7 protein-coding genes are annotated in these 12,551 nt (G+C 43.1%); all 7 read left to right on the top strand.

All coding sequences use genetic code 11. The annotated features are described in order from the left end of the window. Positions 1 to 159: 159 nt before the first annotated feature. On the top strand, positions 160 to 4,554 hold the full coding sequence (locus tag K1I56_RS02885; RefSeq protein WP_223325202.1) for a PolC-type DNA polymerase III: 4,395 nt from the start codon (positions 160 to 162) through the stop codon (positions 4,552 to 4,554). 95 nt (positions 4,555 to 4,649) lie between these two features. Next, positions 4,650 to 5,960 (top strand): DUF262 domain-containing protein, encoded by a 1,311-nt coding sequence (locus tag K1I56_RS02880; RefSeq protein ID WP_223325201.1) that lies wholly within the window; start codon positions 4,650 to 4,652, stop codon positions 5,958 to 5,960. Beyond that, positions 5,954 to 7,831, top strand: a complete 1,878-nt coding sequence (locus K1I56_RS02875) for a DUF262 domain-containing protein (protein WP_223325200.1) — start codon at positions 5,954 to 5,956, stop codon at positions 7,829 to 7,831. Before K1I56_RS02880 ends, K1I56_RS02875 begins: the two co-directional genes overlap by 7 nt. Positions 7,832 to 7,931: 100 nt before the next feature. Next, complete coding sequence (locus K1I56_RS02870) at positions 7,932 to 8,195, top strand: type II toxin-antitoxin system RelB/DinJ family antitoxin (protein WP_223325199.1); 264 nt, start codon at positions 7,932 to 7,934, stop codon at positions 8,193 to 8,195. 67 nt (positions 8,196 to 8,262) lie between these two features. Beyond that, a complete protein-coding gene (locus tag K1I56_RS02865) occupies positions 8,263 to 8,940 on the top strand; it encodes a hypothetical protein (protein WP_215195223.1) in 678 nt (225 codons plus the stop codon). A gap of 14 nt (positions 8,941 to 8,954) precedes the next feature. Continuing rightward, a complete protein-coding gene (locus tag K1I56_RS02860; RefSeq protein WP_118228571.1) occupies positions 8,955 to 9,104 on the top strand; it encodes a hypothetical protein in 150 nt (49 codons plus the stop codon). 150 nt (positions 9,105 to 9,254) lie between these two features. Beyond that, a complete protein-coding gene (locus K1I56_RS02855) occupies positions 9,255 to 12,107 on the top strand; it encodes an AAA family ATPase (RefSeq protein ID WP_223325198.1) in 2,853 nt (950 codons plus the stop codon). The last annotated feature ends 444 nt before the right edge of the window (positions 12,108 to 12,551 follow it).

Raw genomic sequence — 12,551 nt, 5'->3', positions numbered from 1 at the left:
TCACCGTCCTATCGGTGATTTTTTTGTCTTCACTTCTCCCTCGAATTAATCCTTAAATTGTGATAAAATAAGGGTTACGAATGTTTTTGATTGGTCTGTTTTTGCTTAGAGTCGGGCCACTCAAAAGCGAGCAAAAGAATCAAGATCAAGGGAGAAACAATGTCCAACACCTTTGAAATTTTAATGGATCAGCTGGATATGCCGCTGGAGATGCGATCTTCCAGTGCCTTTTTGCATGCGGAGATTCAAGAAGTCGTGGTGCACAAGGTCAGTCGGGTTTGGGAGTTCCGCTTTGCTTTTGCGGAAGTCTTGCCGATTGCTTTGTTTAAGGAATTGCGCCAGCGCTTGAAGGATGAATTTTCAAAGACAGGAAACCAGGCGACCTTTACCATCCAAGTGGCCAATCAGGACTTTTCTGATGATTTATTGCAGGCCTACTACCGGGAGGTTTTTGAGGAAGGACCTTGTGCTAGTCAAGGTTTTAAGGGGCTTTATCAAGACTTGCAGGTGCGTGCGGAAGGGCAGGAATTGATCATCTCTGGGCCTTCTTCGGTTGATACGGAGCATTTTCGTAAGAACCATTTGCCCAATCTTGCCAAGCAGTTGGAAGCCTTTGGTTTTCCGCATTTCACCTGTCGGGTGGAGTCTGATGAGGAGTTGACAGAGCAAGAAGTGGCGCGCTTTGAGGAGGAAAATGAAAAGATCTTCCAAGCAGCCAATGAAGAGACTTTGCGGGCTATGGAATCCTTGGCCCAGATGGCTCCGCCACCAGCAGTTGAAGAAAAGCCAGTTTTTGACTTCAAAGCTAAGAAAGCTGCAGCTAAACCTAAGCTAGACAAGGCTGAGATCACTCCAATGATCGAGATCACAACAGAAGAGAACCGGATTGTCTTTGAGGGTGTGGTCTTTGACGTGGAGCACAAGGTGACACGGACCGGTCGGGTCTTGATCAGCTTTAAGATGACCGACTATACCTCGAGTTTTTCCCTTCAGAAATGGGTCAAAAATGAGGAAGAAGCCCAGAAGTTTGACATGATCAAGAAGAACAGCTGGCTACGGGTGCGGGGAAATATCGAAATGAACAATTTCACGCGCGACTTGACCATGAATGTCCAAGACATCCAGGAAGTCGTCCATTATGCCCGCAAGGACCTAATGCCAGAAGGCGAGCGCCGGGTGGAATTCCACGCGCATACCAATATGTCGACGATGGATGCCCTGCCAGAAGTCGAAGAGCTGATCGCCAAGGCAGCTGAGTGGGGGCATAAGGCTGTGGCCATCACCGACCATGGCAATGTGCAGAGTTTCCCGCATGGCTTTAAAGCAGCCAAGAAAGCTGGAATCCAGCTGATCTATGGGATGGAAGCCAATATCGTAGAGGACAAGGTGCCTATCACCTATAACGAGGTGGATCTGGACCTCAATGAAGCGACTTATGTGGTCTTTGACGTGGAAACGACGGGACTTTCAGCCGTTTACAATGACTTGATCCAGGTCGCTGCTTCTAAGATGTACAAGGGCAATGTCATTGAGGAGTTTGACGAGTTCATCGATCCAGGGCATCCTCTGTCCGCCTATACGACCCAATTGACAGGGATCACCAACGAGCACGTCCGTGGGGCTAAACCTTTGGTGCAGGTATTGAAGGAATTTCAGGCCTTCTGTGAGGGAACGGTTCTTGTCGCCCACAATGCTACCTTTGACATGAGCTTCATGAATGCGAACTATGAGCGTCATGGCTTACCAACGATTACCCAGCCGGTCATCGATACGTTGGAATTTGCCCGCAACCTCTACCCTGATTTTAGATGGCATAGCTTGGGAACCTTGACCAAGCGCTTTGGGGTCGCTTTGGAGCACCACCACATGGCCAACTACGATGCGGAAGCGACGGGACGCCTGCTCTTTATTTTTATCAAAGAAGCCACTGAAAAGCATGGGGTGACCAATCTTAAGGATCTGAATATCGATTTGATCGATGAGAATTCTTATAAGAAGGCTCGGGTCAAGCATGCCACTCTCTATGTCAAGAATCAGACCGGCCTTAAAAATATGTTTAAACTGGTCTCTCTTTCTGGAACCAAGTATTTCGAAGGAGTCCCACGGATTCCCAAGACCGTGCTGGATGCCCATCGAGAGGGCTTGATCCTCGGATCGGCCTGCTCAGAAGGGGAAGTCTTTGATGCGGTCATGTCGCAAGGGGTGGATGCGGCGGTCGAAGTGGCCAAGTACTATGACTTTATCGAGGTCATGCCACCGGCTATCTATGCGCCCCTCATTGCTAAGGAGCAGGTCAAGGACATGGACGAGCTCCAGACCATTATCAAGAGTTTGATCGAAGTGGGAGATCGCCTTGGCAAGCCTGTTCTTGCGACAGGAAATGTCCACTATCTGGAACCGGAAGATGAGATCTATCGGGAGATCATTGTCCGCAGTCTCGGTCAAGGGGCCATGATCAACCGGACCATCGGGCACGGAGAAAATGCTCAGCCAGCGCCCCTGCCAAAAGCGCATTTTAGAACCACCAATGAAATGCTGGATGAATTTGCCTTTTTGGGAGAAAACTTGGCGCGCAAGATCGTTATTGAAAATACCAATGCGCTAGCAGATACCTTTGAGCCGGTCGAAGTGGTCAAGGGTGACCTCTATACGCCATTTATCGATAAGGCCGAAGAGACGGTTGCGGAATTGACCTATCAGCGAGCCTTTGAGATCTATGGCAATCCCCTCCCTGATATTGTCGATCTGCGGATTGAAAAGGAATTAACCTCTATCTTGGGGAATGGCTTTGCCGTGATTTATCTGGCCTCGCAAATGCTGGTGCATCGCTCCAATGAGCGGGGCTACCTGGTTGGTTCGCGTGGATCCGTCGGATCCAGCTTTGTCGCGACCATGATCGGGATCACGGAGGTCAATCCGCTCTCCCCTCACTATGTTTGTGGCCAGTGCCAGTACAGCGAGTTCATTACAGATGGCTCTTATGGATCTGGTTTTGATATGCCGGACAAGGATTGTCCAAACTGTGGCCACAAGCTCAGCAAAAACGGGCAGGATATTCCTTTTGAAACCTTCCTTGGTTTCGATGGGGACAAGGTACCCGATATCGATTTGAACTTCTCTGGGGAAGACCAGCCGAGTGCCCACTTGGATGTCCGGGATATCTTTGGGGAAGAATATGCCTTCCGGGCAGGAACGGTAGGTACGGTCGCAGCTAAGACTGCCTACGGCTTTGTCAAGGGCTATGAGCGTGATTATGGCAAGTACTACCGAGATGCCGAGGTCGAGCGCTTGGCTCTTGGTGCAGCTGGGGTAAAACGGACGACCGGTCAGCACCCGGGGGGAATTGTTGTTATTCCAAACTATATGGATGTCTATGACTTTACTCCGGTCCAGTATCCGGCAGATGATGTGACAGCTGAATGGCAGACTACTCACTTTAACTTCCACGATATCGATGAGAACGTCCTCAAGCTCGATGTCCTGGGACATGATGATCCGACCATGATTCGCAAGCTTCAAGACTTATCAGGCATTGACCCCAATGAAATTCCTATGGATGATCCAGACGTCATGGCTCTCTTTTCTGGGACAGACGTTCTAGGAGTAACTCCTGAGCAGATTGGGACCTCTACGGGTATGCTGGGAATTCCAGAGTTTGGGACCAACTTCGTTCGGGGCATGGTCGATGAAACCCATCCGACGACCTTTGCCGAGTTACTTCAGCTCTCTGGTCTGTCTCACGGTACCGACGTGTGGTTGGGAAATGCCCAAGACTTGATCAAGGCGGGCATTGCCGATCTATCGACCGTTATCGGGTGTCGGGACGACATCATGGTTTACCTCATGCACGCGGGTCTCAAGCCTAAGATGGCCTTTACCATCATGGAGCGGGTGCGGAAAGGCATGTGGCTCAAAATCTCAGAAGAAGAGCGCAATGGCTACATCCAAGCCATGAAGGAAAACAATGTTCCTGAATGGTACATCGAGTCCTGTGGTAAGATCAAGTACATGTTCCCGAAAGCCCATGCGGCGGCCTATGTTATGATGGCCCTTCGTGTGGCCTACTTTAAGGTGCATCATCCACTTTATTACTATTGTGCTTACTTCTCGATTCGGGCCAAGGCCTTTGACATCAAGACTATGGGCGCAGGCCTTGAGGCCGTGAAAGCGCGGATGAAGGAAATCGCTGAGAAACGCAAGAACAACGAAGCCTCTAACGTCGAGATCGATCTCTACACCACCCTTGAGATTGTCAATGAGATGTGGGAGCGGGGCTTCAAGTTTGGCAAGCTAGACCTCTATCGCAGCCAGGCGACAGAATTCTTGATCGATGGGGATACCCTGATTCCACCATTTGTCGCTATGGATGGTCTAGGAGAGAACGTTGCCAAGCAAATCGTGCGGGCGCGTGAAGAAGGAGAATTCCTTTCTAAGACCGAGCTCCGGAAGCGTGGTGGTGTTTCGTCCACCCTGGTTGAAAAGATGGATGAGATGGGCATTCTTGGCAATATGCCAGAGGATAACCAGTTGAGTTTGTTTGATGATTTGTTTTGATGGATAAATGATTTTTATTCAAAAGAATTAGCCACTCTTAACTACAGATTCATATGAATTTGTAGTTTTTTAAAAATACAATAAAGGCGGATGAAATGGGTATTCAATTTACTTCAAAAAAGGTTGGAGAGCTATTGAAAGAAGGGAATTTGCGGATTCCTTCTTATCAAAGACCTTATAAGTGGAACAGAAAGCATATTCGTAATCTTTTTTATGATTTACGAGATGCTATGGAAAAAAAGGAATATCAAGTTGGCTCTGTTATCTTTCATGATAATGGTGGATACTTAGATATTGTAGATGGGCAACAACGACTAATTTCTATTTCCTTGTTTCTTCATTCATTAGAAAAGTTAAAGGATTATGAAGGTGCTAATCAACTTTTAGGTGCTGAATTTGGAGAGATATCCTGCTATCATGCAAGCGAAAATTATTACGAGTGGGAAAATTTAACTCAATTGGTAGGTACAAGCCAGGCAAAAGAAATTTGCGAATTTTTATTGGAAAATTGTTCTATTTCTTGTATCATCATGCCAGAGGAACGTTTGGCAGAAGCCTTTCAATTATTTGATTCTCAGAATAATCGTGGAAAATCTTTAGAACCTCATGACTTACTCAAAGCCTATCATCTGCGTCAACAAGACTCAGAAGATGAAAAAATTGTTGAGAAATGGGAGCAGTTTGTGGAAGATGACGATTTAAGTCTGAAAGATCTGTTTGATAAGCATCTTTTCCGTATGAGACGTTGGTCTAGGGGAGAAACAGGGCTAACTAACAAGCGTTATGGTTCTTATCTGCGTTTTACAGAAGATTTTATTGACGATTTTAAAGGTGTTGATTTAAATCAGAATTTTCCATACCTAGAATTATATCGTCATATTGAAAACTTCCCTATGTCAATTACTATGCCAATCATAGATGGAAGCAAATTTTTTGAATATATTGAATCTGTTCATCAAATGATTAAAGATCATATAGATGTTTTAAATAAACAGTTAGGAATTTTTAATGATCCTAAGAGTGAAGAAAATGGTTCAGATTACCCTGAAGGTATGTTAAAAATTTACAATAGTTCAAAGGGGCGCTATCGCAAGTGCCACAATCTGTTTCTAAACATTTGTTCTCTCTTTGCGGAGAGATTTGGAAAAGATAAGCTATCAAAGGAAATAGTAGAAACCTTGTTTATTTGGGCTTACTACCCCCGTGTGAAGTCTCGAGCCATATATGACGCTACTGTAGGAAACTACGCTGCAGGCGGGAAGTTCAGACAAAGAGAAGTTCAAAAACTATTTCAAGTTTTAGCCCATGCTGTAACTCCGAATGATTTCATGGTTAAGATAGATAGAGAATTATTTGAAAATTATACGATGGAACAAATTATAGAAGAGGAAAAAGATAAATGGTAGAAACACATATAAGCTTATCCGTTAACCGTTTGTTAAATGAAGATACCTATGCTATTCCTCTTTATCAGAGAAATTTTGCTTGGACTTATGATGAAATTGAACAATTATTGAACGATGTGGCAGATGCTTTTCAAGAAAAGAGAGACAATTATTATATTGGAACATTAGTTGTTAATGAAGAGAATGGTCTTTTCAAAATCATTGATGGTCAACAACGAACAACAGCTCTTAATTTGATTGCCTTAGCTTTGAAACATGAGTTTAGTTTTGATAGATTGAAAGCTGTCAATCTTACTTTTCCAGCTAGGAGGAAGTCAAACGAGAATATCCAAAAGTTGTTTACCAAGGAAAAAATTTCAGAGGACGATGAAAATGAGTTAACTAGAGGTTACCGACATGCTAAAGATGCCTTGAAAAAAGTGATAGAGGAGCGCCAGCTTGATCCTCAGCCTTTATTTCATTATCTTTTTGATAATGTCATCATTTTTCGTAGTATTCTTCCTAAAGATTTAGATTTAAATCTTTATTTCGAACGTTTCAACTCTCGAGGAGAACAACTAGAAGCTCATGAAATTCTTAAGGCACAAATGATAGCTAAATTTGGAGAAGACCAAGAAACGGCCCAAAAATTTGCGAGAATCTGGGATGCTTGCGCGGAGTTTGATAAGCCGGTAGCAAGTCAATTTAAGATGAGGCGGAAGAGGGCAGATAATTTTCAGGAGCGTGAACGTATTTTCGGATGGCACTTTTCAAATTACTCATTTCATAATATTTATGATGATATTGATTTTTATCAAAATGAAAGAAGAAAGTTATCTGATATATTAGGGAAAAAGGTCAATGAAAAAATTATAGAAGAGGAAAAAGATTGTGGTGACTATACCCAAGTTATTGATTTTCCGACCTTCTTACTCCATGTATTGGCGATTTGGGAAGGTAAGGATACCAGTGAGGTTCAGTTAGATGATAAGAAACTCTTAACTCTATTTGATATAAAAAATAAAAATGAGACTTGGGTTATTGAATTCAGTGAATTCCTTCTTAGAATGAAACATATTTTTGATAATTTCATTGTTAGAAATTCAAATATGGATTCTTCAAGCAGAAATAAGGATGAATGGTTTTTGCAGAAGGGGACTTATTATGAATACCAGCCAAATGGAAAAGCAAAAGAGCATTACATAGTTGAAGAACGCTTTACTAAGAATACATTTTCAGATTCAGAAATTAACAAAAACATCATTCTTCTTCAATCTATGTTTGCTGTGACTTTTACTGCCAATCGTGATAGTCGTTGGTTATATGAAAGTTTGCAATTCCTCTTCAACCATATTGAAGAGTTAGATCAACCGGAATTTGGTTCTTATTTTAAGGATTTTCTTGAAATAATGGCTGTAAGATATGCTGAGGGAAGATTGTTCACCGAGGAAGATGTGCTCAAAAAATATGGTGATATTCCTGTTTATGCATTCAATTTTGTTGATTATATCTTATGGAAAAACCGTGAAAAATTAGGAAGAAAGTATAAAAGTATAAAATTTGATCAGTTTAAATTTGCCTATCGTCGTTCTATAGAGCATTGGTTTCCACAACATCCAAATAGTGATGAAAGAGTTGAGAAAATGGATGATCAATTCTTACACTCCTTTGGGAACCTTTGTATCATTACAGATAGTCAAAATTCGAAATTTGGGAATTTAGTTCCGAGTGCAAAATATAAACAGTGGGAAGGAATTTTTGATCGTCAGAGTTTAAAATTACAAATAATGGCTAGCATAACAGAAAAAACTAAATGGGAATCGGATCAAATAAAAGGATTGGAAAAAGAAATTTTACCTATGGTCAAAAAATTTATAGGAAGTAAGTTATAAGAATTACCTTGAATATCAATTTTAAGATGCTATCGTATATCCAATGGATTTACAATAACCTTCTTTTTGTTAAAATAGTCTATAGAAAGAAGGTGAGAATATGTCAAAGACGAGCATGAGTATCTGTTTGGATAGTGAGGTTAAGGAGCAGGCCCAACTGGTGTTTAATCATTTGGGAATGGATATGACAACAGCTATCAACATTTTCCTCCGTCAGGCTATTCAATATCAGGGCTTACCTTTTGATGTTAAATTAGACGATCATGAGAAGTTGCTCCAAGTCGTAACGGATGTGGAGCAAAATCGAAATTTGAGTCAGCCCTTTGAATCGGTCTCAGACTTGATGAAGGACCTGCGTACTTAAGATTCGTTATCATAAACAGTTTAAAAATATTTTATGTTAGCAATGAAGCGAGGTTTGAGGTTGGCTAATGATAGAAAAGAAAAAAAGAGCAATACCCTGGAAGTCAGGGAAAGTCATTTCCATTCGCCTACGAAACGGCGTTTATGTCTTAGCACAAATGGTGCGAGAGCCCTATCTAGTGTTTTTTAACCATTTCAAGCAGGAAAATAGCTGGAAGGGAGTGACCTTGAAAGAGGAGAATATTCTCTTTTGTAAAGCAGTCACTCGTCAGTTTCTACGCTCTAGTCCTGTAACGATTGTCAAAGACCTTGAGCCCCTGTTAGATTATCGATTACCCAAAGAATGGATTTATAGCCATATGGGTGGGCACCCAATTACGGTCTCGGTGAAGGGACGGGAGCGCCAATTAGCTGGTTTTGGCCAACGGCTTTCCTTGGTTCAGGCGGACAAGGAAAGTGGTCAACCAGTGGATAATCCTCTGATGGGACTCTTCCAAGCCTATATCCTACCAGATATACAAGAACAGGATTGGGAGCGAGTAGGGCAGGCTGAGCTCATGTCTCTCGAAGTTTTTCCAACGCTCAATGAACGTCTCTATCTCTGCTTTCTTTTTGGGAAAAATGTGAATCCAGAGCTAGATATCTCATTAGGAAAGCCCCTGCCCGATGAGTATGAAAACTATCTCAATATTCTTACCAACAGCCCAGAGGCGCGACGCCTCTATCTGGGTGAGGAGGATAACTAAGAAAGGAATGAAATATGAAGGTAGAAATTTTTGCAGAAGACAAACCTGCTGAAAAAGTCTTTGAGTACAAGCTAGAGGTGGCAGACAATGTGCTGCTCCTTTCCACCGCGATGATCTCAGGAGCGATTGCTCTAGCCGGCTTATTTTCAGCCTTGAAAGATTAACTGACAGCCTCTATTTTCCTGTTGAAAATAGAGGTTTTTCAGTCCTTTTAGATCTGATAAGTGTTTTCTTTGGCACTGGATTGTGTTACAATTTTTAGTAACAAGTGTTTATAACAAGGAAACAGAAAAAATGAAACAGAGGAAAAGCGCGTGGCAAGATATTTAGTAGGGCCTTACAATAATAGTTGGAACTTTATGGATGCGCTTGAAAAAGCGCAGAATGGGGATACCATCGAGTTTGAAAATGGGTATGTCTTTCAATGGCCGACAAATAAAGTGATTGAGATCGACAAAAACCTTCATTTCGTGGGGCATGTGGTCCCAAATCCAAATGGCAATGGGCGCATGTTTAACAACATCATTGAGGCTTCCTTCCGATTTGTAGAAGGAGTTCAGGTGACGTTTGAAGACTTGTGGTTTAAAGTTGGTGGAAATTATACTACTTTGATCTTATGGAATGGCTCAGACATCACCTGTAAACAGGTCTATTTTGAAGCAACCACTCCAACAAATAATGAATTTTTTATCTATATGGATACGCATTCGAAAATGACTTTGGAAGGAGTCGGAATGAAGGTTCCGGAAAAACACCAAAGTACCATCGGTATGTCCGCTTCGGAATTGTCCATTCGCAATTCAACGATTTTTTCTAAAATAAAGCTAAACGAAGGCTCCAAGTTGACCTTGGAAAATGTCCATATTGAAAAATTTGGGAATAATACGATCCATGCCAAGGACTCAGAAGTGATCGCAAAAAATTCAACGATTACAGGTGGAGATCTGGAAAATGATTTTCCACCAGTTTGGTTGAGGAATGTCATCTGGGAATCTGAAAACTGTAAAATAGAGTTGCCTACAGGAACTGGAATCTGTCTTGACAACAATGTTCAATTCAATTCGGATTCGGATCGTATGACCTCCATCAATTCATACAATAGTATGATCCGAGCTCACCAAGCGACATTTTCAGAATGTTTATGCGTCTATGAAGAGTCCTTTGCTTCTTTGACTGGAGAAACGACTTTCTTGAATGAGAATGCCCAAACCATTTCATTTGGCGTTTTTGATGATGGAGTGCTGATGGCTGAGCATATGATTTGTCATAAGATTGCGGATCCTAATATACGGCTTCAAGGTGGAGCCTTTGCGAAGGTGGGCACCCTGACCTATAGGCAGGGCGATGCGCGTGATCTGACCAAGGAAATCGAGGATGACTGTGACTATCTTGTTGGCAGAGAAGTGGCGAAGGGCAATGCGCAAGTCGTTCCTACGGGACAGACAACGGATGCAACGGTGGCTTCAACCACCGCAAGAGACTCTGGACCAGAGAAGAAACAAGATGCTCTTCAAGAACTCAATAGCCTGATTGGTCTTGAAAAAGTCAAACATGAGATCAAGAAAATGATCAACATGGTGGAATTTAACAAGAAACGAATCGCCAGTGGGAAGGCTCCTGAAAAGCAAACCCTTCACGCTGCCTTTATGGGAAATCCTGGTACAGGGAAAACGACTGTAGCCCGTCTGTTGGGACAAGTGCTCTTTGATGCGGGTGTCCTCTCAGGGGAAGAATTCCGTTTCGTGGAAGCAACGGAGTCCGATCTGATCTCTTCGAATATTGGAGGAACTGCTGAACAGACCCAAGCCCTGCTTGAAAAAGCGCGAGGAGGCATCCTTTTTATCGATGAAGCCTATAGTTTGGATAAAAAGGACAGCGGTGCGGACTTTGGGATCGAGGCGATCAATACCATCCTCAAATTTATGGAGGACAATCGTGACGACATCATGATTATCTTTGCCGGCTATACCAAGGAAATGGAGGAGTTCTTAAAGACCAATCCAGGCCTTCGTTCTCGGGTGCCAAATAATTTCATCTTTGAAGATTTCACAGGAGATGAGATTGTCCAACTGGGTGAAATGATCCTAAGCAAAGGAGACTACAAACTCGAAGACCGGGATTACTATGCGCGGCACGTTAAGCGGGCTTATGATGGCTCGCTAGATAAGAGCAATGGTCGTTGGATCCGGAACCTGGATGAGCAATTGACCAAGACCATGGCGGATCGGGTGGTGGCCCAAGGTTCTGACGATATTGAGACCATCCTCAATAGCGATATCGATGCTGTCCTTAACCAAGGCAAGTATCAAGCGGGAGCAGACAAGGAAGAAGATGGGATGGCTGCCCTCAACCGTCTGGTTGGAATTGCCAAGGTGAAAGAGCAAGTCGAACAATTCGTGGCCATGGCTGAGTTCAACCAAAAACGGGCTGAACAAGGTGGCATCGTCGAAGATACGACCTTGCACTCTCTCTTTCTTGGAAATCCTGGTACAGGGAAAACGACTGTGGCCCGCATTTTGGGTAATATCCTCTTCCAAAAGGGGGTTATCAAGCAGAAGAAGTTCATCGAAGTATCCCGGAGCAATCTGGTTGGAGGCTACCAAGGTCAAACAGCCTTGAAGACGCGCGAAGTCCTAGAAAGTGCACTGGGTGGAGTCCTCTTTATCGATGAGGCCTATACGCTCTATACCGGTTTAAATGACGATTTTGGGAAAGAAGCCTTGGACGAAGTCCTCAAATTTATGGAGGACCACCGTCGCGATATCGTTATTATCTTTGCTGGTTACACAAAAGAGATGCACGACTTCTTGCAGGTCAATTCAGGTCTACAAAGCCGGATCCCAACTACATTTGATTTTGAAGACTACAGCCCAGATGAGATCGTGGAGATCGGTTTGTTAGGATTGCGTAAGCAAGGTTACCAGGTCAATGAAGCCCTTTATGGAGAGATTGTGAAAGGGAATTATATGCGTGCTAATGACCATAGTAATGGTCGCTGGGTTCGCAATCTTAATGAAAAACTCTTGCGTCAAGTATCAACTCGGGTAACCCGTGAAGGTAGTACAGACTACAATTCCATTTTGGATCAAGATTTGGAAGCTTTGAGAGAGAATAGCAATTCTGAACAACCCCATACCGTGGATGATCAAGGTTATGTTCTTCCTTAAGCTGAAGACAAAGTCTTCTTAGAAACTTTCCTTAGGTGAGTACGGACGTCAGCGAACTTCTACGAAGTTCCATGACTAAATCAAGATACAAAGGGCGTCTGCGGATAAAGTCAAAATAGGAAGTTTTACGCAGAATCTTTTGATTCTAGGATAACTTATCTTTTTGACACCATCCGTAGCCCGTGTTCAATTCGTTTTGAGCCCCTTCGCTTTTCAATTTTTGGGCTCAGGCTAAAACAGTTTCCCAAACTGTTTTACTCTCAATAATTCCGAGTGAGGCTGGGACAAAAGTCCTAGCCTCTCAATTATTTTTGGATTGTCGAGCAAGACGCAGTGGTTGAGTGGGCTCTACTACGCTGATTTCATCAGCTTTTACAGCCCTACTCAACTGTGCGGAGGTGGGACGACGAAATCGAATTCTAACGAATAACCGATTTCTGTCCC

It is taken from the genome of Streptococcus parasanguinis, assembly GCF_019929185.1.
Taxonomy (GTDB): Bacteria; Bacillota; Bacilli; order Lactobacillales; family Streptococcaceae; genus Streptococcus; species Streptococcus parasanguinis_O.
This window is presented reverse-complemented; position numbering and strand designations above follow the sequence as displayed.

Bases quoted from the DNA above. Each gene is read 5' to 3' on its own strand.
- K1I56_RS02885 (WP_223325202.1), top strand. From the start codon at position 160: ATGTCCAACACCTTTGAAATTTTAATGGATCAGCTGGATATGCCGCTG.
- K1I56_RS02870 (WP_223325199.1), top strand. From the start codon at position 7,932: ATGTCAAAGACGAGCATGAGTATCTGTTTGGATAGTGAGGTTAAGGAG.
- K1I56_RS02880 (WP_223325201.1), top strand. From the start codon at position 4,650: ATGGGTATTCAATTTACTTCAAAAAAGGTTGGAGAGCTATTGAAAGAA.
- K1I56_RS02865 (WP_215195223.1), top strand. From the start codon at position 8,263: ATGATAGAAAAGAAAAAAAGAGCAATACCCTGGAAGTCAGGGAAAGTC.
- K1I56_RS02875 (WP_223325200.1), top strand. From the start codon at position 5,954: ATGGTAGAAACACATATAAGCTTATCCGTTAACCGTTTGTTAAATGAA.
- K1I56_RS02860 (WP_118228571.1), top strand. From the start codon at position 8,955: ATGAAGGTAGAAATTTTTGCAGAAGACAAACCTGCTGAAAAAGTCTTT.